Annotated in this window: 26 protein-coding genes and 1 tRNA gene; 2 read left to right on the top strand and 25 right to left on the bottom strand. The window is 40.0% G+C overall.

Features of this window, described 5'->3' with window-relative positions; translation table 11 throughout:
• Positions 1-13 precede the first annotated feature (13 nt).
• The 9 genes from tyrA to HMPREF3279_RS02010 form a co-directional block, all read right to left on the bottom strand.
• A complete protein-coding gene (gene tyrA, locus HMPREF3279_RS01970) occupies positions 14-1138 on the bottom strand; it encodes a bifunctional chorismate mutase/prephenate dehydrogenase (RefSeq protein ID WP_070867902.1) in 1125 nt (374 codons plus the stop codon).
• Positions 1139-1224: 86 nt separating this feature from the next.
• On the bottom strand, positions 1225-2148 hold the full coding sequence (gene truB, locus HMPREF3279_RS01975; RefSeq protein WP_070867903.1) for a tRNA pseudouridine(55) synthase TruB: 924 nt from the start codon (positions 2146-2148) through the stop codon (positions 1225-1227).
• Positions 2148-2534 carry a 30S ribosome-binding factor RbfA gene (rbfA, locus tag HMPREF3279_RS01980; RefSeq protein WP_005699364.1) on the bottom strand — a complete coding sequence of 129 codons (387 nt, stop codon included), beginning with the start codon at positions 2532-2534 and terminating at the stop codon, positions 2148-2150. Before rbfA ends, truB begins: the two co-directional genes overlap by 1 nt.
• A 62-nt stretch (positions 2535-2596) precedes the next feature.
• Positions 2597-5107, bottom strand: a complete 2511-nt coding sequence (gene infB, locus HMPREF3279_RS01985) for a translation initiation factor IF-2 (protein ID WP_070867904.1) — start codon at positions 5105-5107, stop codon at positions 2597-2599.
• 11 nt (positions 5108-5118) lie between these two features.
• Complete coding sequence (nusA, locus tag HMPREF3279_RS01990; protein ID WP_049373488.1) at positions 5119-6606, bottom strand: transcription termination factor NusA; 1488 nt, start codon at positions 6604-6606, stop codon at positions 5119-5121.
• Positions 6607-6621: 15 nt separating this feature from the next.
• Positions 6622-7077: a ribosome maturation factor RimP gene (gene rimP, locus HMPREF3279_RS10080; RefSeq protein WP_049364144.1), complete on the bottom strand. Its 456-nt coding sequence runs from the start codon at positions 7075-7077 to the stop codon at positions 6622-6624.
• A gap of 129 nt (positions 7078-7206) precedes the next feature.
• Positions 7207-7283, bottom strand: a tRNA-Met gene (locus HMPREF3279_RS02000).
• Between the two features lie 114 nt (positions 7284-7397).
• Positions 7398-7526 (bottom strand): hypothetical protein, encoded by a 129-nt coding sequence (locus HMPREF3279_RS10215; RefSeq protein WP_070867905.1) that lies wholly within the window; start codon positions 7524-7526, stop codon positions 7398-7400.
• Complete coding sequence (locus HMPREF3279_RS02010; protein ID WP_070867906.1) at positions 7523-8245, bottom strand: RIO1 family regulatory kinase/ATPase domain-containing protein; 723 nt, start codon at positions 8243-8245, stop codon at positions 7523-7525. The genes HMPREF3279_RS10215 and HMPREF3279_RS02010 overlap by 4 nt, the downstream gene beginning before the upstream one ends.
• A gap of 90 nt (positions 8246-8335) precedes the next feature.
• Between HMPREF3279_RS02010 and HMPREF3279_RS02015 the strand changes: the two genes are divergently transcribed.
• Entirely contained in the window at positions 8336-8896 is a 561-nt protein-coding gene (locus HMPREF3279_RS02015) for a YceB family lipoprotein (protein WP_070867907.1), read from the top strand.
• Positions 8897-8923: 27 nt separating this feature from the next.
• Here HMPREF3279_RS02015 and qseC read toward each other — a convergent pair whose 3' ends face one another.
• The 4 genes from qseC to HMPREF3279_RS02035 all read right to left on the bottom strand — a co-directional run bounded on the left by qseC (position 8924) and on the right by HMPREF3279_RS02035 (position 12213).
• Positions 8924-10279 (bottom strand): quorum sensing histidine kinase QseC, encoded by a 1356-nt coding sequence (gene qseC, locus HMPREF3279_RS02020; protein ID WP_070867908.1) that lies wholly within the window; start codon positions 10277-10279, stop codon positions 8924-8926.
• A complete protein-coding gene (locus HMPREF3279_RS02025) occupies positions 10269-10937 on the bottom strand; it encodes a response regulator (RefSeq protein WP_054419433.1) in 669 nt (222 codons plus the stop codon). Before HMPREF3279_RS02025 ends, qseC begins: the two co-directional genes overlap by 11 nt.
• A gap of 75 nt (positions 10938-11012) precedes the next feature.
• The gene (locus HMPREF3279_RS02030; protein ID WP_070867909.1) at positions 11013-11381 is read right to left on the bottom strand and encodes a YgiW/YdeI family stress tolerance OB fold protein; all 369 of its coding nucleotides are present in this window, start codon (positions 11379-11381) and stop codon (positions 11013-11015) included.
• A gap of 145 nt (positions 11382-11526) precedes the next feature.
• A complete protein-coding gene (locus tag HMPREF3279_RS02035) occupies positions 11527-12213 on the bottom strand; it encodes a hypothetical protein (RefSeq protein WP_070867910.1) in 687 nt (228 codons plus the stop codon).
• Positions 12214-12319: 106 nt separating this feature from the next.
• Between HMPREF3279_RS02035 and yfaE the strand changes: the two genes are divergently transcribed.
• Entirely contained in the window at positions 12320-12568 is a 249-nt protein-coding gene (gene yfaE / locus HMPREF3279_RS02040) for a class I ribonucleotide reductase maintenance protein YfaE (protein WP_070867911.1), read from the top strand.
• On the opposite strand, the gene dapB is transcribed toward yfaE, so the two are convergent.
• The 12 genes from dapB to HMPREF3279_RS02100 form a co-directional block, all read right to left on the bottom strand.
• On the bottom strand, positions 12563-13375 hold the full coding sequence (gene dapB, locus HMPREF3279_RS02045) for a 4-hydroxy-tetrahydrodipicolinate reductase (RefSeq protein ID WP_070867912.1): 813 nt from the start codon (positions 13373-13375) through the stop codon (positions 12563-12565). The genes yfaE and dapB overlap by 6 nt on opposite strands.
• Positions 13376-13392: 17 nt before the next feature.
• Entirely contained in the window at positions 13393-14019 is a 627-nt protein-coding gene (locus HMPREF3279_RS02050) for a LysE family transporter (protein WP_070867913.1), read from the bottom strand.
• Positions 14013-14507, bottom strand: a complete 495-nt coding sequence (locus HMPREF3279_RS02055) for a phosphatidylglycerophosphatase A family protein (protein ID WP_070867914.1) — start codon at positions 14505-14507, stop codon at positions 14013-14015. Before HMPREF3279_RS02055 ends, HMPREF3279_RS02050 begins: the two co-directional genes overlap by 7 nt.
• Positions 14507-15487, bottom strand: coding sequence for a thiamine-phosphate kinase (thiL, locus tag HMPREF3279_RS02060; protein WP_070867915.1), 981 nt, complete (start codon positions 15485-15487; stop codon positions 14507-14509). The genes HMPREF3279_RS02055 and thiL overlap by 1 nt, the downstream gene beginning before the upstream one ends.
• A 57-nt stretch (positions 15488-15544) precedes the next feature.
• On the bottom strand, positions 15545-15982 hold the full coding sequence (nusB, locus tag HMPREF3279_RS02065) for a transcription antitermination factor NusB (RefSeq protein WP_049366976.1): 438 nt from the start codon (positions 15980-15982) through the stop codon (positions 15545-15547).
• A 5-nt stretch (positions 15983-15987) separates the two neighbouring features.
• Positions 15988-16461, bottom strand: a complete 474-nt coding sequence (ribE, locus tag HMPREF3279_RS02070; RefSeq protein WP_070867916.1) for a 6,7-dimethyl-8-ribityllumazine synthase — start codon at positions 16459-16461, stop codon at positions 15988-15990.
• Positions 16462-16566: 105 nt separating this feature from the next.
• Positions 16567-19032: a glycogen/starch/alpha-glucan phosphorylase gene (locus HMPREF3279_RS02075; RefSeq protein ID WP_070868133.1), complete on the bottom strand. Its 2466-nt coding sequence runs from the start codon at positions 19030-19032 to the stop codon at positions 16567-16569.
• A gap of 115 nt (positions 19033-19147) precedes the next feature.
• A complete protein-coding gene (gene glgA, locus HMPREF3279_RS02080; RefSeq protein WP_070867917.1) occupies positions 19148-20587 on the bottom strand; it encodes a glycogen synthase GlgA in 1440 nt (479 codons plus the stop codon).
• A 90-nt stretch (positions 20588-20677) separates the two neighbouring features.
• On the bottom strand, positions 20678-21976 hold the full coding sequence (glgC, locus tag HMPREF3279_RS02085; RefSeq protein ID WP_070867918.1) for a glucose-1-phosphate adenylyltransferase: 1299 nt from the start codon (positions 21974-21976) through the stop codon (positions 20678-20680).
• Positions 21966-23984: a glycogen debranching protein GlgX gene (gene glgX / locus HMPREF3279_RS02090; protein ID WP_070867919.1), complete on the bottom strand. Its 2019-nt coding sequence runs from the start codon at positions 23982-23984 to the stop codon at positions 21966-21968. The genes glgC and glgX overlap by 11 nt, the downstream gene beginning before the upstream one ends.
• A gap of 17 nt (positions 23985-24001) precedes the next feature.
• Positions 24002-26191: a 1,4-alpha-glucan branching protein GlgB gene (gene glgB, locus HMPREF3279_RS02095; protein WP_070867920.1), complete on the bottom strand. Its 2190-nt coding sequence runs from the start codon at positions 26189-26191 to the stop codon at positions 24002-24004.
• A 30-nt stretch (positions 26192-26221) separates the two neighbouring features.
• The gene (locus HMPREF3279_RS02100) at positions 26222-26617 is read right to left on the bottom strand and encodes a 4-alpha-glucanotransferase (RefSeq protein ID WP_257282652.1); all 396 of its coding nucleotides are present in this window, start codon (positions 26615-26617) and stop codon (positions 26222-26224) included.
• Positions 26618-26642: the final 25 nt, after the last annotated feature.

Here is a 26642-nt window from a genome sequence, read left to right on the forward strand (position 1 = left end):
CGCACTTTTTGTTTTATACATGTCGTAAATCATGAGCTTGTTGCAATAACTGACGGCTCTCTTGCATGAATTGGTCTGAATATTCCCCAAACCATTCTCTCACTTGATGGAAAGCATCAATAAACCCTTGGCGATCGCCTTTTTCAAAGAATTGTAACGCCTCTTCATACGTTTGTTTCAAACTTTCAATCACATCTAAATTTTCTGGCTTATCCATAATAATATCGGCATAAAGTGCCGCATCTTGGGCAAATAGACGACCAATCATGGCTAATTCCAAGCGATAAATCGGAGAAGATAGCGCCAATAAATTGCTTAAATTGACTGGCTGTTTGGAAAGATGCAGACCATTCGCAAAAGTGGAAAAGTGACGTAATGCTTGAATGTACGTCATATTGTGATCATGCTCAGCAGCATCAATTTGGTAAATTTTTGCACCCCAGATTTGAATTTGCTCTAACAACCATTCATAACGTTCACTAAAGCGCCCATCACAACGCACGACCACTTGTTTTGCCATGCTCGCAATATCAGGGCCAAACATTGGATGCAGCCCAACTACTGCCCCTTTATGCACCTCTAACATTTTAGCTAATGGTGCTCGTTTCACGGAGGTGAGATCCGCCAATAGCATATTTTCCGTTAAATAAGGTTTTAAACGTTCTATTGTTTCTAACGTGTGATCAATCGGTACTGAGATAATAACAACATCCGCATTCGTTAAAATGCGTTCTGCCACATCCCAATCATCACGATCTAAAATAGAAATAGGATAACCGGAAGCACGTAAATAGCGGGCAAATAACTGCCCCATTTTTCCATAACCACCGACGATAACAATTTTGTTAATGGCTGGATTCAGCGTTTTAAAACCAAATTGATTTTCATTGAAGTAAGACTCACGCATGAAACGACGGAGCACATCTTCAATGAGTTGTGGAGAGATTCCTGCTTTAGCCGCTTCTTCTCGGCGTGCTTGTAACATCGCTAATTCACGATCAGGTGCATAAATTGGTAAACCTTTTTCGTGCTTTACTTCGCCGACTTGGGTTACCAATTCGAGGCGTTTAGCAAAAAGTTGAATCAGTTCGCGATCGAGTGTATCAATTTCCTGACGTAAATGATTAAGGACATCCATAATTCACCTGCAATATCTTATTTACATAGATTGCAATTAAAAGGTTACAGGTGAGATTACTGGAATTAAAACAGAAAGGCAAATGATTAGAGAGATTGTGTAATCAAACGTTGTGGACGAATTACATTGTTATCATCGATAAGTGCCACGCCTAAAAAGACATTCTTGTCAGAAAACAACCGCACTTGACCATATAATTTTGCTTCATTAGCAAATTTGACACGTTGCCCAAAGCCGATACCTTTACTTTGTTCAGCATTTAACTGTAACGCTGGTAATTTGCTGACCGCTGTATCTGTCGGTAAAAGATGTTGATCAAGTTGAGCAAGATCACCTTGCTCTGCAAGCGCCTGCAAAGCATCCCATGTCATCATCTTTTCTGTTGGATAATCCGCAACCGCAGTTCGACGTAATACAGTCACATGAGCACCACAACCTAACACCTCACCTAAATCATCCACTAATGTTCGGATATAGGTTCCTTTCGAACAATGCACTTCTAAAGTTAGAAAAGGCGCTTGATACTCAATAAAGTTAAGCTCAAAAATCGTGATAGGACGTGCTTCACGTTCTACCGTAATGCCTGCGCGAGCATACTCATACAATGGTTTTCCATTGTGTTTTAACGCTGAAAACATGGTCGGCACTTGCAAAATATCACCACGGAATTGTTCAAGCGCGGTCAAAATTTGTGATGTTTCCACATTGACAGGACGCGTTTCGACCACTTGTCCTTCTGCATCTGAGGTATCCGTACGTTCACCTAATTTTGCTGTAACCACATAGCGTTTATCTGCATCTAATAAGAATTGCGAAAACTTTGTCGCTTCGCCTAAGCAAATAGGTAGCATACCGGTTGCTAATGGATCGAGCGCACCGGTATGCCCTGCTTTATTCGCTTGGAATACGCGTTTCACCTTTTGCATAATATCATTAGATGACATGCCTTGTGGCTTATCTAATAAAAATACGCCATCAATATCACGTCCACGCTTACGAGGTCTCGACATTAGTCATTTTCCTCAACGTGTTTTTTCTCGTCTTCACGTATCACGTTTGTCACCAAATTAGACATACGCATCCCTTCGACTAAGGATTGATCATAGAAGAAACGAATTTCCGGCACAATGCGTAAACGCATTGCTTTACCCACTAATGAACGAATGTAAGGTGCCGCTTTTTCTAACCCTTTCATGCCCTGTGCAATCGCTACTTCATCATGATCAAACAAAAATGTGACAAACACTTTTGCATAAGCTAAATCGCTTGATACTTCCACATCAGACACGGTTACCATGCCAATACGGGGATCTTTCACTTCACGTTGCAAAATGATGGCGATTTCTTTTTGTAATTCTTGTGCAACGCGATCGCTGCGTTTAAATTCTCTTGCCATAATATTTCTCTTATTAAAAAGCGGTCAAAAATACGTTGAATTTTGACCGCTCTTTTTATTGATTAGATTGAACGTTTAATTTCAACGACTTCAAACACCTCGATTTGGTCGCCGACTTTTACGTCATTGTAGTTTTTAACGCCGATACCACATTCCATACCATTACGGACTTCAGAGACATCATCTTTAAAGCGACGGAGAGATTCCAATTCACCTTCAAAGATTACCACGTTATCACGTAATACGCGGATTGGGTTGTTACGTTTTACTACACCTTCGGTCACCATACAACCTGCGATTGCACCAAATTTCGGATGTTTGAACACATCACGCACTTCAGCCAAGCCAATGATTTCTTGTTTGAATTCAGGTTGTAACATACCGCTCATCGCTGCTTTCACATCATTTAATAGTTCATAAATGATAGAGTAATAACGAAGGTCAATATTTTCTGCTTCGATAATACGGCGAGCAGAAGCGTCCGCACGTACGTTAAAGCCAACAATAATCGCATTAGAGGCTGCCGCTAGGGTTGCATCAGTTTCAGAAATACCACCGACACCAGAACCAACAACTTTCACTTTCACTTCATCAGTAGAAAGATCTTGTAACGATTGAATAATCGCTTCCACAGAACCCTGTACGTCTGCTTTCACGATGATATTTAGTTCAGCAACATCACCTTCAGCCATATTACTAAACATATTTTCAAGTTTCGCTTTTTGCTGACGAGCAAGTTTCACTTCACGGAACTTACCTTGACGGTGTAACGCCACTTCACGTGCTTTTTTCTCATCACGTACTACAGTTGCTTCATCACCCGCTGCAGGTACACCAGAAAGACCTAACACCTCAACAGGGATAGATGGGCCGGCTTCATCGATTTCTTTACCGTTTTCATCGCGCATTGCACGAACACGACCGTATTCAAAACCGCAAAGTACGATATCACCTTTACGTAAAGTACCAGATTGAACAAGAATTGTCGCAACCGGACCACGACCTTTATCAAGGTAAGATTCAATCACTACACCGCTTGCCATGCCGTCTTTTACAGCCGTTAATTCAAGTACTTCTGACTGAAGCAAGATGGCATCTAATAAGTCATCAACACCGGTACCTTTCTTCGCAGAAACTGGAACGAATTGCACATCACCACCGAATTTCTCAGAAATCACTTCGTGTTGAAGTAATTCTTGTTCTACTCGGTCTGGATTTGCTTCTGGTTTATCAATTTTGTTCACCGCAACCACTAAAGGCGCACCTGCTGCTTTCGCGTGTTGAATAGCTTCAATGGTTTGAGGCATCACACCATCATCTGCCGCAACAACAAGAACAACGATATCCGTTGCTTTCGCACCACGTGCACGCATTGAGGTAAATGCGGCGTGTCCTGGCGTATCTAAGAAGGTGATCATTTTGCCGTCATCCATTTCTACGTGGTACGCACCGATGTGCTGAGTAATACCACCCGCCTCACCTGCTGCAACTTTCGCTTTACGAATATAGTCAAGCAATGAGGTTTTACCATGGTCAACGTGACCCATGATCGTTACAACTGGTGCACGAGTTACTTTTTCTGCGTTAACATCACGATCGCCTAATACTTCTTCTTCAAGTTCATTTTCATTGCGAAGAATCACTTTGTGACCTAATTCTTCAGCCACTAATTGCGCTGTTTCTTGATCAAGCACTTGGTTAATGGTTACCATTTCGCCCATCTTCATCATAGCTTTGATGATTTCAGTCGCTTTGGTTGCCATTTTATTTGCTAATTCCGCAACGGTAATGGTTTCACCAATAACAACATCTTGTTTCACAACCTGAACAGGTTTTGTGAAGGCTTGTTGTAATGCTGCGCCTTTCTTACCATTTTTACCTTTACCGAATTTACCGTCTTTTTGATTTTTACGGTTAGATTCGCGCTCATTTTTATTGCCGCCTTTCACGTCATCGCGTTCTTTTTTCGCTTTAGCGACTTTATTTTTGCCGCGACCGCGATTTTCATTACGGCGTTCTTCTTCGTCTTCCGCTTCTAAAGCATAACGAGAGCTTAAATTGTAATCAGTATAATCTTCTGATGCGCTTTCATTGCTTGACGTATCCGCTTCAGCATAACGTTTAGCATCTTCAGCAGCTTTACGCGCTTGCTCTTCTGCCTTTTTGCGAGCCAGCTCTTCCGCTTTGCGACGAAGTTCTGCTTCTTCCGCTTTACGTTTTTCTTTTTCTGGATCAACAGATTTAGGTTTATTTTCAACCGCTGGTTTCGCTGCCTTTTCTGCTTCAACCTTGGCTTTCTCAGCTTTCGCTTTTTCTGCTGCAGCTTTTTCAGCAGCTAAACGTGCTTTTTCTTCTGCCGCTTTCTTCTCTGCTTCTTGCTGTGCTTTTAATTTTTCTGCCTCAGCAGCTTTTCGGGCAGCATCTGTTGGCACAGTGCGTTTTTTACGAACTTCAACTTGTACCGCTTTTGCTTTACCGCCAGCTGTTGTACTGCTTACGGTTGTTTTTGTTCTGCGTTGAATACTTAGTTTTTTCGGTGCATTCGCATCCGCATTTTTTACATCTTCAGTCATTATTAAACTCCTTACTCTTCGCTAAACCAGCAAATATTACGCGCAGCCATAATAAAGTCAGCGGCTTGCTCTGCGGTTAATTCTTCGATATCAGCTAAATCATCTACACCTTGCTCAGCAAGTTCTTCAAGCGTAGTAATTTGTTTTTCAGCTAATTTAAAGGCAATGTGACGATTCATCCCTTCAAGATTTAATAAACGATCTTCAATATTCGCTTTTTTCAAGGCTTCTTCTTCAGCTGCAGCAGCTGCAGTAATCGCATCTTTTGCACGACCTTGTAACTCTTCGATAAGATCTTCATCTTCTAAACCATCAATTGCAGTTAGCTCGCTTACTGGAACATAAGCCACTTCTTCTAAAGAAGTAAAACCTTCATCCACTAAGATTTGAGCAAACTCTTCATCAAGACCCAATTTATCCATGAATAAATTTAATACTTTGGTATCTTCTGCTTGATGTTTTTCATTTAATTGCTCGGTGGTCATAACATTTAATGTCCAACCGGTTAATTGTGTCGCTAAACGTACGTTTTGACCGTTACGACCAATTGCTTGTGCTAAGTTGTCAGCATTGACCGCAATATCCATTGAGTGATTATCTTCATCCACAATGATTGAAGTCACATCAGCCGGCGCCATTGCATTAATCACATATTGTGCCGGATTATCATCCCAAAGTACGATATCCACACGTTCTCCACCTAACTCATTGGTAATTGCTTGAACGCGTGCACCACGCATACCCACACATGCACCAACTGGGTCGATACGTTTATCATTAGATTTCACCGCAATTTTCGCACGAGAACCTGGATCACGTGCCGCACCACGAATTTCAAGCATTTCTTCGCCGATTTCTGGTACTTCAATACGGAATAACTCGATTAGCATTTCAGGTTTCGCACGAGTCACAAATAGTTGTGCCGTTTTGCTTTCTGGATTTACTTTATAAAGCACACCACGAACACGGTCGCCAGGACGGAAGTTTTCACGTGGAAGCATATCTTCACGCATAATCACGGCTTCTGCTTTATTGCCTAAATCTAAAATAATGCTTTCACGGTTTACTTTTTTCACTGTACCCGTAACAATCTTACCTTCTTCAGAACGGAATTGCTCAACTACTTTTGCACGTTCTGCTTCACGGATTTTAGTGCTGATTACTTGGCGAGCAGTTTGCATTGCAATACGGTCAAATGCGATAGACTCAATTTGGTCTTCAACATAATCACCAAGTTGAACATTCGGATCTTCAAATTGTGCCGCTTCTAATGTCATTTCTTTTGTTGGCACTTTAACTTCATCAACCACCAACCAACGACGGAATGTATCAAATTCACCCGTTTTAGGGTTGATAGACACGCGAATATCGGTTTCATAGTCATATTTCTTCTTCGTTGAAAGTGCAATCGCACTCTCTAACGCTTCAAAAATCTTTTCACGTGGTAATAACTTCTCGTTAGATACTGCTTCAGCAGCTAACAAAATCTCTTTACTCATTTTCCTTTTTCTCCTTTAAAATTTTGCGATTACATTGGCTTTTTGAATGTTGCCAAAAATAAGAACTTGTTCCTGACCATCAACAATAAGTGTCAACATGTCATTTTCAATTTTTTCCAATTTACCTTGCCATTTACGACGATCTAAAACAGGAATACGTAAATGCACAGCGATATCCTCGCCCACATAACGTTGGAATTGTTCAAGCGTAAATAGTGGACGATCAAGACCTGGTGATGACACTTCGAGGTTATATTTATCCGCAATTGGATCTTCCACGTCTAAAATCGCGCTCACTTGACGACTTACATCAGCACAATCATCAACGCCTACGCCACCGTCTTTATCAATGAATAAACGTACGGTCATAAAACGACCTGCACGTTGGCATTCAATCCCCCAAAGTTCGCAGCCTAAGTCTTCTACTGCACCTTGAAGCATCTCTTGCAATTTTTGTTCTAATGTTGCCAATTTTTGCTCCTAATCTTAAAATTCAGACATAAAAAAAGGGTTAGGTTCGTCAATGAACCTAAGCCCAGTTTCTAAATTTCTCGTACAAAAAAACCCCAAATTTGGGGTTCTTTTTACTGAACTTGTTATTGGTTGCGGGGGCCGGATTTGAACCGACGGCCTTCGGGTTATGAGCCCGACGAGCTACCAAGCTGCTCCACCCCGCGTCCGAAATATGGGGTATATTATAGTGATCTAAATCAAAAGATCAAGCGATTTCTGCTAGTTTTCTTGAAAACCTGAGATTTTTTGACCGCACTTTGCTTTATCTAAAGTGAGCGTTAGAATCCAAAGCCAGTGCCTAAACCAACACCAACGCCTACACCATTACTGCCGCCACCTGCACCTACACCGACAGAACAAGCACTCACCAAAGCACTTAATAAAGCCACTAAAAATAATTTTTTCATAGATTTTCCTTTGTTAAATGTTCAAATAACCGATAAACGGCCAATAGGTCCGTTCTTGCAATTGGTTTGAACGGAAGTAAAAGATAATAAAGCCAACGAAATCTTCTCACATATGACAACATATCATCCCAATAAGTTATTGGACAGTAAGATTTATAATAATCAAATAATTCATTAAGCTTTTCATCATCTAAGCTTTTCACACGACATAAACTGTCTAAAAATGCCAACATATCACGTGTAATCAACCAATGTTCATTATGGCTTTTTGAATGGGATTCAAAGTCCATAAAAGTAATCTTACCTTCTTTCCATGCGATATCACGTATAGCTGGACGACCGTGAATAATGCCTTGTTGATGAAGATTGATCAATATTTCTATCGCTGAATACAAAATATGTGATTTTTCTGCCCAAGACAATGTCTCATCATTCAGCCAGATGTTTAATGTTGGCCCAGCATCTTCCAATACTAAATAATCATCACCGAAAGCGCATAATTTAGGTACTGGTGCACCAATATTATTTAGATGCTGTAGTATTTCACACTCTTCTTTAAAATGTTGTTTTGGACGTGGTTTTAGTAATAACCATATCCCTTTTAATTGTTCAGGCTGTTTTAGCCAATAATGTTTTCCTAAATATTCAAAGCGGAAAACGCGTTCTCCACGATGTTCTTCAAGAAGCTTTTGCACATGGTCTTTAAACGACAAACTCATGTTCTCTTACCTAAAATTTTTATTGTATAGTAAAAAGATAAGAGATACATTCTACAAAATTTTTATTCTTTTTCAATCAAGGAGAAAAATATGCATTTTTTGAAAAAAGTGCTTACCGTACTAACATTAGGTTTCTGCACGCTATCTGTACAAGCTTCCCCTTTTAGCATCAGTGAGCAACAAATTAACCAGTATTTAAGTGAAAAAGGCACGATTAATGACAAGCTCGGTATTCCAGGGTTATTTTCCATGGATTACGCACTGAAAGATTTAGTGACTAAAATCGGGCAAACTGAAAGTAATCGTGTTGAAATGAGTGGTTTGGCTGATACGCTTATTCGTTTATCTGGTAAAACCTACCCAGCTAAGTTGCATTTAACCTTTGATGCCGTTCCAGAATATAACGCACAGGAAGGTGCGCTCTATTTAAAAAATCTGCGAATTTTGCAATGGTCTGGCGAACCTAATAGTGCAATGGAGCAACTCCAAGATGTTATGCCACTATTAAGCGATGGTGTGGCAGCCTTATTAAGTCGTATGCCTGTTTATACCTTGGATGAAAGTGATATGAAACAAATGCTCATAAAGAAATTTGCCAAAGAAATTAAAGTTGAAAAAGGTCGATTAGAACTAATTGGTGGAATGTTTTAATAATAAGGGCGTAATTAACGCCCTTTTTTATAACTCAATGATAGCTCGCAAACCTTTAACTTGTCTGTTGGATTCAATATTTTCTAATCGGAAACGATAGTGATGCAATTCCGCTATTCTTGCCACAATAGACAATCCAAGCCCACTTCCCTTTTCATTTTGTCCTGCGGGACGATAAAAACGCTGCCCTAATTTTGCTAATTCTTCTGGCGCAACACCACCGCCATTATCTTCAATAAAAATTTTACGTGGCTGTAAAATCACACGAACCAGAGTGCCTTGAGGACAATATTTTATGGCATTATCCAATAAGTTTCGTAGCATTTGTGCAAGTAATAATGGCTGCCCTTGCTTAACGGCAGGATCTCCCTGATGCTCAAACTGTAATTCGATTTGGCGTTGTTGTGCACTAAAATATAAATCACCAATAAGCGAAGTGATAATTTCCGACCAATGAATATCAGCAAGGTTATCTAATTCTTTGAGATTCTCTAAGCGGGAAAGCGTAAGAAGCTGTTCGATTAATTGAGTTGCTCGGTCGATACCTTGGGTTAAATGCGCTAAGGCCATTTCACGAGTTTGTGCATCATCGCCAGCTAACTGTGCGACTTCTGTTTGAATACGCAATGCCGCTAATGGACTACGTAATTCATGTGCTGCATCAGAAACAAAGCGGCGCTCCCGTTTTAACTGCTCACTGGTACGTGTGAAAAATTGATTTAAGTTTTGGACTAACGGTAGAATCTCTGTTGGCACATCATCAGTTTCTAATAACGACACATCACCTGGTCGGCGAGCTTGTACGTTTCGACTCAATCGATTAATTGGTTTTAATGCACGATAAATCACAATAAACGCAACCAATAATAGTATTGGTAATCCTGCAAACCAAATCCCTGTTTGGCTGAAGACCATTTTATTGACCAACTCTTCGCGGTATTCCAATTCTTGTCCCACCGCAATGACAAGTTCGCCTTTACCGACAGGTTGCCAATAAATCAGCCATTCATCGTCGTCATCTAAAATATATTCTTTGCTAAAACCCGTCTTATTTTGAAAAATAAATTTGTCGCCATTATCACCATCGGTTAATAGTCTTTCGCCTTTGTTAGAAAATATAGCAAAGGCTAGAGCGTCATTATCGTAATGACGTTTCTGCGGTTTAAATCCACCACGTGGAAAGTTAGCATTTTCATCTAATAAGACATTTTTCAAATCAGACGTCGCTAAACGCTCAGCAAAAAGCACTTGTTGTGCATTAAACACATCTTTAGCTTCTTTTTTGACGACCGTCCATGCTACAGCTGTGGCAATGCACCACACACAAAGTGCGGTCAAACTTAAACCGATTAAGAGACGAAAACTCAGTCGTTTATTTTTCATTAACTTGTCCTAAGGCATAGCCTACGCCATGTACTGTACGAATAAATTGTTTACCCAGTTTTTGACGCAAATTATAAATATGCACGTCCAATGCACCGCTACTTAATTCTTCATCCCAATTTGACAGTTTTTCTTCGATGGTTGCACGAGAAAGTACTCTCTCTTTATTCAGCATAAAAAGTTCGAGTAATTTATATTCACGCCCGGTTAATGTAATTTCATCTTCATTCAACCAAGCCTTACGTTGAGCAGGATCGAGTTTGACATTGCCATGCTCAATCTGAGGTTTAACTTGCCCATAACGACGACGAATTAATGCCTGCAATCGCACCACCACTTCCGCCAAGGCAAAGGGTTTGCAAAGATAATCATCGGCACCTTGTTGAATGCCTTTAATGCGTTCATCCAATGTATCACGCGCAGTTAAAATCAATACAGGCACATCTTGATTATTTGAACGCCATTGTTTTAATACATCCAAACCATCCAGTTTAGGCAGGGTTAAATCCAATACCACCGCATCATAAGGCGCGCCGATTAAGGCATTTAATCCACTTTGCCCATCGGTAAACCAATCTACAATAAAGCCTGATTTTGTTAAACCAATTTGCAGACCATTGCCGATGAGCGCATCGTCTTCTACTAATAAAACTCGCATAATATTGACCGCACTTTTATCTTTCTCAAAACGAAAAAATGGCGGGCTTTTGCCCACCACTTCAAATTATATGAATTATTGCGCTTTTTCAATGCTAATTACTTCAAGCTCTGGTTTTTCAAAAGGTTCATTATCCAATTTACCGTAAACGCGGATTTTATCCTGAGGTCCCACATTTAAACCATTCCAAACGCGCTTTTTAATTTCCAATTTGATTTGGTCTGTGCCATCGGTGAAAACATATTCATCACCATCAATTTGTTGAGTGATGTTACCGACTAAGGTAATCATAGAATTATCTTTCGCAGATAATGCTTGTTTAACAGTAAGTTGTTGACCTTGATCACCACCTTGGAAGCCACCTTGTGCAGTGTTGCCATTAAAACCAGCAAATGCTGCTGAAGTAGATAAAGCTAAAAGGGTTGCTAAAGCAAATTTTTTCATCATGTTCTCCTAAATAAAATTAAGCATAAATTAATCATGTTTCAAAGCGAAGGATTATCCTCATTGCCGCCTTGTTGATGCTTATTAAACACAACAAATCTTAATGAAATCTTAAGCAACCTTAAGATTTTTAAAATTTTTAAAATTACCAACAAAATCGTTCATTAACTAAGTTATCTTGGCGTTCTTTTTCCCATTTCGCTTTATTTTCAGGATTAGCAAAATAGCGGTCTTGCTCAACTAAACGTGCATCAAGTTTTGCTTCTGCTTCTTTTAACGCTTGTTTTCTATCTGGATGCTTGCTCGGTAATTGAGGTAAAAACACCGCCTGATACGGATGATTTTTAGCCCAGTCAATCGCATCTTGCGCCGCCTTGTGTTGCTTATTCAAATCACAGAACGCATACGGATTAACATGCTGTCCCACTAATTGCCCAAATGCTGTGTTATTCGATACTGTTAATTTATCTAAATCCAACACATATAAAGCAGTGATTAAACGATTTTGCCCACGATAAAACCATTTTACCGCTTCATCTCGTAGGCCAAAATCATAAGCACGAGCAGAAAGTGCAAACATTGTCATCGGAGAAACAAAATCCACTTTTTTCTCAATAATATTGACCGCACTTTCAAAGTCTTTTTGTGTATTTTTCAGTAATAACGCATCAATATCTTTGTTCACATTAATCTGTTCAAGTCGCCCATCTCTGGCATCGTAATAAGGCTTTACATACATATCAATATGCTTAACCGGCTCTTTTGAAATAGTGCTACAAGCCGTTAATAAAAGTGCGATTGAAATCCACGTTAATTTTAGAAAGGTTCTCATGCTCTTCCCTTATGATGAATATTAGCTCGCTATATTACAACAAAAGAGCCGTGAGTTTTACTTCTCTTTCTTCTATAATGAGCAAAATTTTGTTTTATTTTGTTTCATGAAAATCCATCTTATTCAGCGCCAAATCACCTTAGATTTCGATAACCAAACTTCTCTGCTTAATTTTTTAGAACAACATCAAATTCACCATGAATATCAATGTCGTTCTGGCTATTGTGGTTCTTGTCGCGTTAAGATCAAAAAAGGCAAGGTTTACTACGCTGAAGAGCCCCTTGCCTTTATTCAACCCGATGAGATTTTACTCTGTTGTTGTCGGGTGGAAAGTGATTTAGAAATAGAATTATAAATTATTCAAATCCAACACATCTGTCATATCAAACAATCCGTGAGATTGTTTTTCTAACCATTTACCTGCACGCACTGCGCCATTTGCAAATGTCATACGGCTTGATGCTTTGTGAGCAATTTCAACACGCTCACCGATATCTGCAAACCATACACTATGTTCACCCACGACATCAGAGGCACGAATGGTAGAGAAACCAATTTCATCACGTTTGCGTTCGCCTGTAATGCCTTCACGACAAAATACGCCATGCGTTTTCAAATCACGACCAAGGGTTTTCGCAATGTGTTCGCCCATTGAAAGTGCGGTACCCGATGGTGCATCCACTTTATGACGGTGATGCGCTTCAATGATTTCGATATCGCAATAATCGCCCATCACTTTGGCGGCTTTTTCTAATAGTTTAAATACCAGATTCACCCCTACGCTAAAGTTTGAGGCAAATACAATGGCGATTTTTTCCGATGCAGCTTGAATTGCAGCTTTGCCTGCATCATCAAACCCCGTAGTACCAATTACCATTTTTTTATTATGAGCAACACAAAATGCGATATGCTCAAGTGTGCCTTCTGGACGGGTGAAATCAATCAGCAAATCAAAGTTGTCTTTTTCTGCATTTAAATCATCTGATACTTTGATACCTAATGTACCAATACCCGCCAGCTCGCCAGCATCTGCACCAACTAAAGAGGAACCTTTACGTTCAAAAGCAGCACCTAATTCAGCCCCTTCTGCACTATGTACGGCTTGAATTAATTGACGCCCCATTCTTCCGCCAGCCCCGGCGATCGCAATTTTTAATGTCATGTTTTGTCCTTTTTTAATCAAATTAAAGCGTGTTGAACGCCACTATAAATTAAATAGATTCCGAAGAAAATAAAAATCAGCCCTGCAGCATTATCAATATAGCGACTATATTGGCTATAAAACTGTTTTGCAACAGAACGCGAAAAAAGCACTGAAATGATGTAGAAATATAAAAAGGTTTCTACGGTAATCACAGCAAGTGCGGTCAAAATTTGTGATGTTTCGGTAATATTTACTAAAACCAATGACATCACACTGCTGAAATAAATCACCACTTTAGCATTAGATAAATTGACCAATAAGCCTTTCATAATGCTTTTTAAAGTCGATTGATTTGATGTATTTACATTCTGCTTTTCATCAAAGACCGCATTGGTTTTCACTTTTGCCATTTTAATGCCGAGATAAACTAAATACGATCCACCAAGCATCATCACGATGCCTTGAATAATTGGCATGGTGGCAAAAATAATGGCGAGCCCTAAAACAGCAGCCGTTGCCCAGATTAATACACCAATGGTAATCCCTATCACACCACCAATAGCTTCTTGACGAGAACTCATCGCTGAAATTCGGCTGACATAGAAAAAATCTGGGCCAGGCGAAAGTAAGCCAACAAGATGAATAATCATCAAATTTAGCATGGTAAGCCTACGATACGTAATATCGCAATCACGATAACCGCATAGATTGCTGCTAGAACATCATCCACCATAATCCCAAAACCGCTTTCCAGTTTTTGGTCAAAATAACGGATGGGATAAGGTTTTAAAATATCGAAAAAACGAAACAATACAAAGGCAATGACAATCCAAGGCAAGGATAAAGTTGGAATCACGGCTAACACGATAAATACCCCAACAAATTCATCCCAAACAATGGAACCGTGATCATGAACGCCCATATCATCTGCGGTTTTTTGGCATAGATAACAGCCAAGCGCAAAGCAAAGTGCGGTCAAAATTAGGAAGATTTTTAGTCCAAGACAGGTTAATAATGCGGAGCCTAACATCGTTCCGGCTAAACTTCCCCATGTACCCGGTGCAGGATGAATGAGTCCTGAACCGAAACCTAATGCCAGTAAATGAACTGGATTTTTTAAGCTAACTTTATCAAGAGGTGAACTATTCATTATTTATCCTTAAAATGATCGAAGCCAGACGGCGCTTGATAATTGATGACACATCCATCTTTTAAAAAAGTAATCTGATTGCTATTTTGCGGAACAATTTTTCCGATACAAGTGCAAGGTACATTTAATAATTGGGACAACTTTTCAATCTCGGCCTTTTTATTTGCAGGAACCGTAAAGCAAAGCTCATAATCTTCCCCGCCACTTAATGCAAACGCTTCTGCCTTTTCTAAGCGATATATTTTTTTGAGTGGTGTGGATAAAGGCAAGGTAGATAATTCAATCTCCGCTGAACATTGGCTTCTCGTTAAAATATGTCCTAAATCAGCGACAAGACCATCTGAAATATCAATGCACGAATGCGCAATTTCCACTAAGGCTTGACCTAATTCAACACGTGGCGTTGGATGAAAATGGCGTTTTACTAAAAATTCAGCATCAAAATCGACCGCACTTTTACCTTGTAAAATCCAATTTAAACCCGCCGCGCTATCACCTAACGTGCCCGATACATAAATTACATCATCAACCTTCGCGTTATGTCGGAATAAAGCCTTTCCTTTTGGTACGAAACCTTGTGCCGTAATGGTTACAGAAAGTGGGCCTTTCGTTGTATCGCCACCAATTAACGTCACATTATATTGATTTAATGTATCAAACAGACTTTGGCTAAATTGGCTCAGCCAGTTTTCATCAACTTCAGGTAATGTGAGTGCAAGAGAAATCCAAGCGGGTTTAGCGCCCATAGCAGCTAAATCACTTAGATTTGTTGCGATGGCTTTATACGCTAAATCTTGGGGAGAAATGGAAGATAAAAAATGCGTACCCTCGACCATTGTATCGGTGGTAATGGCAAGCTGATAGCCTTCAGGAATATGAGTGATCGCACAATCATCCCCAATAGTGAAATCAACAAAGTGTTGATTACCTTTTTGTATTGAGAAGTATCGCCCTATAAGCTCAAATTCACCCGTACTCATTTTATCTACGCACCAAAAAACAAAGGGCAGACATTTGTCTACCCTACATTTGAATAATTATTTGCGACCTAATGCAGGAGCGACTTTATCCAATACACCGTTAATGTATTTATGGCTTTCATCTGCACCAAACACTTTCGCCACTTCAATTGCCTCGTTAATCGCTACCTTATACGGCACATCTGGCTCAAATTGAAGTTCATAAACCGCTAAACGTAAAATCGCTTTTTCAATCGGATCTAATTCATCCAACGCGCGATCTAAATAATGGCTCATTGAAAAATCAACGGCTTCTACATTCGCAACGGTTTGACGGAAAAGGCGGCTAAAATAAGGTTTATCCACACCTTTTAAATCTTGATCCACAACGAACGTGAGTTCCACTTGTTCTGGTGCGTTACCAGAGAGCGCCCAAGAATATAATGCTTGAACCGCACATTCTCTCGCTCTACGACGTGGCGATACTTTTTTTACAGGTTCTTTTTTCTCTGTCATTGGAATTATGCCGCATCAATTTGTTGTAAAAGGTTCACCATTTCAAGTGCCGTTAATGCTGCTTCTGCACCTTTGTTACCTGCTTTAGTACCTGCGCGTTCAATAGCTTGTTCAATGTTTTCAGTCGTTAAAACACCAAAAGCCACTGGAATTTCAGCTTGCATTGCTACTTGACCTAAACCGCTGCTTGCTTCACCCGCTACATATTCAAAGTGAGCTGTACCACCTCGGATTACTGTACCTAATGCCACGATTGCATTAAATTTTTTGCTTTCAGCTAAACGACGTGCCACTAATGGAAGTTCATACGCACCTGGAGCACGAACGATAGTGATATTCTCATCTTTCACTTGACCGATACGTTTTAATGCATCTACCGCGCCTTCTAATAAACTTTCATTAATAAAACTGTTAAAACGAGCAATCACCACTGCGATTTTAGCATTTGGCGCAGCTACCGCACCTTCTAAAACTTTCATACTTTTTCCTAATCTGAATGAACAATAAATTTGACGGTGGATTTTAGCATAAAAAGAAACCCTGTGGAAATAATCCGACAGGGTTTTCTACGAGAGGAAAAGAACTTACTTCTCGAGTTTTAACGGTTCAATTTTCCAGATATTTTTCGCATATTCAAGAATTGTACGGTCTGATGAGAAGAAGCCCATGTTCACCATATTTTGAATGGTACTTGCTATCCATACGTCACGATCTTGATATTTTTTATCTACTGCTTTTTGCGCTTCCACATAACTGCGGAAATCAGCAAAAGATTGATAATAATCGTGGTATTGTAGACCTTGAATGAGAGAGTGATAACGGTTCGGTTCTTCCGGCGAGAAATCACCACGGATAATTTGGTCAATAACTTCACGTAATTGCTCGTCATTTTGATAATAATCAAACGGACGATAACCTTCGCGACGTAATGCTTCCACTTGTTCAACCGTATTACCGAAGATAAAGATGTGGTCTTCACCAACATTATCTAAAATCTCAACGTTCGCACCATCAAGCGTACCCAATGTTAACGCACCATTTAAGGCAAACTTCATGTTACTGGTACCTGATGCTTCTGTTCCTGCAAGAGAGATTTGCTCAGAAATATCTGCCGCTGGAATGATTAATTGTGCAAGACTTACGCTGTAGTTCGAAATAAAGACAACTTTTAAACGACCTTTTAAGCGTTCATCATTATTGATGACATTTGCCGCATCATTAATCAAACGAATGGTTTGTTTTGCTGCATAGTAAGCTGAAGCTGCTTTACCCGCTAGAATGAACACACGTGGCTGCCAATCTTTTTCTGGATGAGCAAGCATTTCGTTATAACGTGCAATAATGTGTAACACATTAAGCATTTGACGTTTGTATTCGTGAATACGTTTTACTTGTACATCAAATAAAGCATGTGGATCTAAATCAATATCAAGTGTTTTCTTCACATATTGTGCTAATTTCACTTTGTTATCGTATTTAATATCTGCTACTGCACGCTTAAATTCACCTTTATCTGCAAACGCTTTAAGTTTTTCAATTTGGCTTAAATCGCAACGCCATTCAGAACCAATATATTGATCAAATAAAGCCGCTAATTTCGGGTTCGCTACGGCAAGCCAACGACGTGGTGTCACACCGTTTGTTACGTTAGTAAAACGTTCTGGATAGATGCGAGCAAAATCAGCAAAGGTTGATGTCACCATAAGATCTGAGTGAATCGCCGCAACACCGTTCACTTTATGTGAACCGACAACAGACAACCATCCCATGCGCACTTTACGTTGATATCCTTCTTCGATAAGTGAAACGCGACGGATAAAGTCCATATCGGTGGTGACATACGTTTTCACATATTCAAGGAAATGATCATTGATTTCAAAAATCATTTGTAAGTGACGCGGTAAGATCTTCGCCATCATTTCTACCGGCCAGGTTTCTAATGCTTCTGACATTAACGTATGGCAAGTATAAGAGAAAATACGACGAGTCACATCCCAAGCGTTTTGCCATGAGTAACCGTGTAAATCGATTAAAATACGCATCAACTCAGGAATCGCTAATGCCGGGTGGGTATCATTCAAGTGAATCGCTACTTTATCAGCAAGATTATCCAATGTACCATGTGTTCTTAGATGACGACGAAGAATATCTTGTAAAGATGCTGATACTAAGAAGTACTCTTGACGTAAACGTAACTCACGACCATTCCAAGTAGAATCATCTGGATAAAGTACACGAGAAAGGTTTTGGTTAGCGGAACGCGTTGCTACCGCCGCTAAATGATCACCACGGTTAAATTCAGCTAAATCAAATAACTCTCCACCATGCGCAGACCATAAACGTAAGGTCGATGCCGAATCATTTTTATAGCCTGGGATCATTTGATCGTATGCAAGTGCGGTCACTTTTTCAGCCGGATTCCAGATACATTTTTTATCTTCAAAATAGATATGACCACCAAAATCAATACTGAAACGTTTTGATGGACGCATAAATTCCCAAGGCGCACCTTTTTCCAACCAATCATCCGGACGTTCAACTTGTTGACCATTTTCAATTTTTTGACGGAACATACCGTATTCATAACGAATACCGTAACCCATCGCAGGAATCGCTAATGTTGCCAGTGAGTCCATAAAGCAAGCAGCAAGGCGACCTAATCCCCCGTTACCTAAACCTGGATCCACTTCTTTTTCAATAATCTCTTCCAAATTAACATTTAATTCAGCCAGGGCTTTTTCTGCCACGTCATAAACACCTTCTGCGATCATCGCATTAGAAAGTGTACGGCCAATTAAGAATTCCATAGAAAGGTAATAAACACGACGGGTTTCTTCTGCACGAGATTGACGAGCGGTGGTAATCCAGCCTTCAGTCACTAAATCACGCACTGCATGAAGTGTCGCATTTAGCCAATCGCGTTGACTCGCCTCTTTTGGTGAACGACCAATTAAGAAAATTAATTTATAAACAATTGCTTTTTTTACGCCTTCAACATCAAGACTTGGTCGATTGTAGAGAAATGGCGAATCAAAATTGTCCATGATCATAGAAAGTAAAACCTCAATAAAAAAATCGCGCAAATTTTAAGCTTTTTTACGAAAAAAACAACAAAAACTCCTCCTTCAAAGGCGATTATTTTGAAGAGGGAGTCAATCCATTTAATTATGAGTCCAAAATGCCTAAATAGAGCTGCTCATATTGAGCGGCCGCATTTTTCCAACTAAAGTCCTGTGCCATGGCATTATTACGCACCATCGCCCAAACACGTTGCTTTTGCCACAAGGTAAAGGCATGCTGGATAGCACTTCGTAAATCATCTGCTTCGGCTTTTTGAAATACAAAACCTGTTGCAGTACGCTCTTTAATGGTTTCACTTGTACTGTTGGTCACGGTATCCGCTAATCCTCCCGTCGCACGAACAAGTGGCAATGTGCCATATTGCAAACCATATAGTTGAGTTAATCCACAAGGTTCAAAGCGGCTTGGTACTAAAATGACATCACCACCGGCAACCATTAAATGTGAAAGTGCTTCATCATAGCCAATTTTCACTGCAATATTTTCTGGGTAACGTTGTGCTAATTGGCAAATCCCCTCTTCCAAATGTTTTGCACCTGAGCCGAGAATGGTTAGTTGGCCACCTTGTTTAACAATTTCATCCGCTGTGGCAATCAGTAAATCTACGCCTTTTTGTTCTGTTAAGCGAGTCACCATCACAAATAAGAGTGCATCAGGTTGTTGTGGCAAATTGAAGTAAGCTTGTAAATCCTCTTTATTTTTCTTCTTGCCTGCGATAGATTTTAATTTGTAGTGATGCTGAATATACGCATCACAACTTGGATGCCAAATTTCTTGATCCACGCCATTTAAAATCCCCACCAACTTGCCAGCTTCACGTAGGCCTGTTAATAAGCCTTGCAAGCCATAAGCAAAGTCTGGTGTGGTAATTTCTTTCGCATAAGTTGGACTCACTGCTGTGACCATATCAGAATAATAGAGACCTGCTTTCAAATATGAAATTTGGCCAAATAACTCTAAACCATCAACATGGAACATCCCTTCTGGCAATCCAATTTCATGTAAATGACGGTGGGCAAATTGTCCTTGATATGCCAGGTTATGAATCGTAAATACTGATTTTGCAGGACGACCTTTATTAAAGAGATAAGCGGCGGCTAAGCCCGCATGCCAATCATGAGCATGCACTACTTCAGCTCGCCACCAGCTATCTAAGCCTGTCGCAAGCTCAGCGCCCACCCAGCCTAATAAAGCAAAGCGTTTATAGTTATCAGCATAATCGTTGTAATCGCTATCATGATAAGGATTTCCTTCTCTCCAATAGAGATGTGGTGCATCAATCAGATAAATCCCTACACCATTGTATTCACCATAACGCAATACAACATGACCAGCAAAATTATCAAATTCTGTGACGACATGCGTATTCTCAATGCCCGCTGAAATTTTTGGATAAGCCGGCAACAAAATACGTGCATCTATACCAATTTCTTTTTGTGCAAAAGGCAATGCCCCTAAAACATCGGCAAGTCCGCCAGTTTTGAGTAAGGGATACATCTCCGAGCAAACATGTAAAACTCTCATAATTTTCCTTTTATACTTAAAATTGTGCTGTCATTGATAACAGCACAATCTTTTTACTTCACTTAAAATACTGTCAAAATTGACCGCACTTTAATCCAAATGTTCTTCGTTAGTGACTTCTTCACCCTGCAATTTTTTCAACATTGCTGATGTAACAAGTACAACTTTACCGGTAGAACTTACACGGAAACGTTTACTATCGAGGGCTTTGTCCACACCGATTTCCATACCATCTGGAATAATGCAATGGCGATCAATAATACAATCTTTCAATATACAATTTTTACCAATTTGTACTTGCGGTAACACGACGCAGTGATCAACTGAAGAGTCTTCATCAATTTTGATTCTATCAAACAACACCGAGTTACTAATAGATGCATCGGTAATCACACAGCCCCCACCGATAAGCGAGTTATCCACTGGTTTGACATTCGCTTTTTTATAGAAGAATTTAGATGGATAAGCCTGTACTGGATTACCACGAATTGGCCAGCTTTGATCATAAATATCTAATTGTGGATTTTCTGAAACCAAATCGATATTAGATTGCCAGAAACTATCAAGTGTACCCACATCACGCCAGTAAATTTCACCTTCAGTGTTACGGCCCATACAGGAACGGCTGAATGGATGCGCATAAAGCACGCCTTCTTCCAAGCATTTTGGCAAGACATCTTTACCAAAGTCATGAGATGTGCAAGGTGTGTTTACTTCTCTATCAAGCATTTTATAGAGATATTCTGCATCAAAGACATAAATCCCCATGGAAGCTAATGAAATGTCTGGTTTACCAACCATTGCTGGTGGATCTTTTGGTTTCTCAACGAAGGCTTTCACTTTAAGATTTTCGTTTACCGCCATGACACCAAATTCACTCGCTTCAGAACGAGGTACCTCAATACAGCCTACTGTACATTTTGCTCCACTTCTCACGTGATCCATCAACATAACACTGTAATCTTGTTTATAAATATGGTCGCCAGCAAGAATCAAAATGTATTTGGGGCGATAGTGATTACGGATAATCGCCATATTTTGATATACCGCATCCGCTGTCCCACGGTACCACGTAGAATCATCAATTTGTTGACGGGCAGGTAACATATCAACGAATTCACCACGCTCTTGCGGTAAGAATGACCAACCTGTTTGTAAATGGCGTAATAAAGAGTGAGCGGCATACTGGGTCACCACACCAATGCGATTCAGGCCTGAGTTAATACAGTTGGAAAGCGCAAAATCAATAATGCGACGATTACCGCCAAAATATAACGCAGGTTTAGCACGTTTATCGGTTAATTCATGTAAACGGGAACCTCGACCACCAGCCAAAATAAGCACTAAAGTATCTTTAACTAATTCATATTTATTAAGATCACTTTTCATAACAAACTCCATCGTTTTCATCATCCATATGTTCCAACACTTCAAATGCTATACCGCTCACATCACATTGTTGAATCACGCTATTTTCAGTTTCGGCAATCTTTTTCCATTTACCCTTTGGCAAATAAAAAGATTGCGGTTCAGTTTTTGCATTAATTAAGAAAAGATATTTGCCGTCCAACATAACTTGTAGGGCTTTGCTTTCCCGATTATGCCAATCGTCTAGGGTCATAGGGTTTCCCCCTGTGTTCAACCACTCGACATTTTCATCCGACCACCAAGCGTCCTGCTGCAAACTTTGAATTTTTTTTCGTAATGCAATGGTTTGCTTGGTGAAGTCAAATAAGGTCTGGTTAAAATTCTCCCATTTTAACCACGTCATTTCGTTGTCTTGGCAATAGGCATTGTTATTGCCATATTGACTGTTACCAAACTCATCTCCAGCAAGTAGCATCGGCACACCATTTGATAATAATAGCGAGCCTAACAAGCCTTTTTCTGATAAAACACGGTTATTTTCGACCGCACTTTGCCATTCATCAGCTAAATCGAGTTGAGAACCTTCTATGCCATGATTGTAGCTATAGTTTTCATTGCGTCCGTCACGGTTCTCTTCGCCGTTAGCTTCATTGTGTTTATGGTTATAGCTCACTAAATCTCGTAATGTAAAACCATCATGGGCAGTAATAAAGTTCAAGCTACCATGCGGTAATCGTCCTTCTCGTTTAAAAATATCGCTCGAGCCAGCAACACGTTCTGCAAAAGCACCCACTTCACCACTTTGCCATAACCAAAAACGACACATATCATCACGGAAACGATCATTCCATTGAGAAAAATAGGCTGGGAAATAACCAACTTGGTAACCGTAATGGCCTATATCCCAAGGTTCTGCGATTAATTTAATTCTTTGTAGAACCTCATCCTGTTCCATTTCCGCAAACAATTTTGCATTTGGATTGAAATCAGGCGTTTCACGACCAAGTACCGTCGCTAAATCAAAACGGAAACCATCCACATGACATTCTGTTACCCAGTAACGTAAACAATCTAATACCCATTTGCGAGTAACATCATTAGCAAGATTGAGCATATTGCCGCACCCCGTCCAGTTGAGGTAATCACCATGCTCGTTTTGCCAGTAATAGGTTTTGTCATCAATACCACGCTGGCAAAATGTTGGAAATGATTTTTCAGATTCAGCCGTATGGTTAAACACCACATCTAAAATCACTTCAATACCCGCTTGATGCAAGGTTTTCACCATGCTCTTAAACTCGTTCAAAGGCTGTTTTTGATCAGCTGCGTAACTCGGTTCTAAAGCAAACATAGCTAATGGGTTATAGCCCCAATAATTGCGTAATCCTTTTTCTTGCAAATGTGGTTCATCAATGAAGAAATTCACTGGGAGCAATTCAAGGCTGGTAATACCCAATGATTTAAAGTACGCAATGTTTTCGGGGTGAGCCAATGCCGCATAAGTACCACGGATATTTTCTGGAATATGGGAATTTAATTGGCTAAATCCTTTAACATTTAATTCATACACAATGGTTTGAGCCCAAGGAATAGACGGTTTACAATCCCCTGACCAATCAAAATACTCATCAATAATGCGGCCTTTAGGTGCAATCGCTGCATTATCTCGTTCATCATTTAACACGAAAATTGAACGAGATTCTGGTGAGCTTAAATCCGGTTTATGGCTTACTGCTTTCGCATAAGGATCAAGCATTAACTTTTGCGGATTGGCTAAAGTGCGGTCATTTTTGCCTGTGATTCTGAACGCATACTCATCATTTAACTCAACGCCTTCAATTGCCACATGCCAAATATCATCGGTTCTGCTCATAGCAAAACGGCTTTCTTTGCCATCACGGAACAAGCAAAGTTCAACAGCATCGACCGCACTAGAAAACAGCGCAAAATTCGAAATTTTTAGACCGTTTTCTAGCATTTGTGAATATCCCATTGGGGAAGGTTTGCCATTGTTATAAATACTAAACATTGTGTTTTTCGCGATTGTTATGCTTTATATTTTAAATAGATCGTTGCGAGTGGCGGAATGGTCACGCTAATCGAATTTTCACGTCCGTGACTTGCGATCGCTTCGCTTTCTACCAAGCCAAAATTACCTACGTTTGAACCTTGATAATACATTGAGTCAGTATTCAAAATTTCTTCGTATTCACCCGCTACATTTACACCGATACGGTAGCCTTCGCGTGGCACAGGTGTGAAGTTACTGATTACAATAATGCGTTCGCCATTACTGCTTTTACGTTCAAAAGCAAAGACCGAATTTTCCGCATCATCCACCACTAACCAATCAAAGCCTTCCGGTTCACCGTCTAATTCAAAGAGCGGTGCATTTTTTTGATAAATTCCGTTCAAATCTTTGACTAATTGCAATACACCTTTATGCCATAGGCCACCATGGTTTTCGTCAAGTAAGAACCAATCCAAACTTTCTTCATAATTCCATTCGCGACCTTGAGCAAATTCATTGCCCATGAATAATAATTTCTTGCCTGGATAGCCCCACATATAACCGTAGTAAGCACGCAAGTTAGCGAATTTTTGCCATGCATCGCCAGGCATTTTGCCAAGTAACGAATATTTGCCATGTACAACTTCATCGTGAGAAAGTGGCAATACAAAGTTTTCGCTGTATTGATAAATCATCCCGAAGGTCATTTTGTCGTGATGATAACGACGATAAACGGGATCGAGTTTCATATAACTTAGGGTGTCATTCATCCAGCCCATGTTCCATTTAAAATTAAATCCAAGACCACCGTATTCTGTTGGATGGGTTACGCCACCGAAAGAAGTGGACTCTTCCGCAATCGAAATAGCACCGGACACCTCAGAATGGATTTTCCAGTTGGTATGTTTTAAGAAGTCAATGGCTTCTAAATTTTCACGACCGCCATATTGATTCGGAATCCATTCGCCTTCAGCACGGCTGTAATCGCGGTAAATCATTGATGCGACTGCATCTACACGGATGCCATCTACACCAAATCGTTCAAGCCAATACAGTGCATTACTGGATAAGAAGTTTCTCACTTCATTACGACCATAGTTATAAATTAAGGTATTCCAGTCTTGATGATAGCCTTCACGAGGGTCAGCATGTTCATATAAGGCTGTACCATCAAATGCCACTAAACCGTGTGTATCACTAGGGAAATGCCCCGGTACCCAGTCTAAAATCACATTAATACCTGCTTTGTGCGCTTTTTCGACTAAGCGTTTAAAGCCTTCTGGTGTACCAAAACGGCTAGTTGGTGAATACAGCCCTATCGGTTGGTAGCCCCAAGAGCCATCAAATGGAAATTCGGAGATCGGTAAAAACTCAATATGGGTAAAGCCCATATGTTTTACATAAGGAATAAGCTCATCGGCAATTTGGTCATAATCAAGCCAGAAATTATTTTCTAAATTACGGCGCCATGATCCCAAATGTACTTCGTAAATCGAAATAGGTTGATTACGTTGGTTCGCTTTACGACGTTGTTCCGTCATTTCGACCACATCCGGCAACATGCTGATTTCTGATGCGGTATCCGGACGTAATTCAGAGCTAAATGCATAAGGGTCAGCTTTTAAACGAAGGTTGCCGTTGCAATCAATCAATTCAAATTTATAGCGCTGCCCCAGACTGGCTTTTGGTAAGAATAATTCCCACACACCACTTGCCGGATGGAAACGCATTGGATGACGGCGACCATCCCAATAGTTGAAATCACCAACCAACGAAACACGTTTAGCATTTGGCGCCCATACACGGAAATTTACGCCCGGTACACTGTCACATTCAGTAAAATGCGCACCTAATACTTCATAAGGACGCAATAACGAACCTTCCGTCAATAGCCATTGATCCAAGTCATTAATCATCGGATGGAAACGATACGGATCTTCAATAATTTGGGCTTCTATGCCCCAATACACTTTTAATTGGTAGGTAAAGAAATGGTGAATCTCTGGCACAATAGCACCAAAAAATCCGCGGTCATCCAGTTTCTCTAGCGAGACAACGATGGATTGACTTTCTTTGTCAATCACTTCGACTTTATCTGCATCGGGTAATAAAGCACGAATCTCAATACCATTGTGAGTTTCATGCATGCCTAATACAGCAAAAGGATCGGCATGTTTGCCATCAAAAAATGAATTAATTACTGATTGAGCGACTAATTTCGTCATGACATACTCCTTTATGCTTTGTAAGCTTGATTATTTACAACCGATTGTATTTTCTCGTTTGTTGAGCGCAAAAAGCATCAAACGATAATAGATAAAAGACAAAGCAGGCAATAAAAGTGCGATTGAATATGGAATTGTTTTTTCAAACTGAATTTGGTTTTGCTCGTCGAGCGATTGATAACACAAAAAAGCATCAGGAGGAGAAGAAAACGCGATTAAATCATCATGAATGGGTTCGTTTTCAAAGGCACATATTACATCTTGGAACGGCTGATTTTGTCCAATATTCGGCGGAAATTGCAACTGCTCGATAAAATAATCAATACTGGTTGGCGACGCATCAATCAAATGCCCATCAATATTATAATGGGAAAACGAAATGCCAAGTTTTTCAGCACATTGTTTAAGTGATAAGGACATTTGCATACAACGAATGATACATCTATATAAT

This window comes from Haemophilus sp. HMSC71H05 (assembly GCF_001838635.1).
GTDB lineage: Bacteria > Pseudomonadota > Gammaproteobacteria > Enterobacterales > Pasteurellaceae > Haemophilus_D > Haemophilus_D parainfluenzae_R.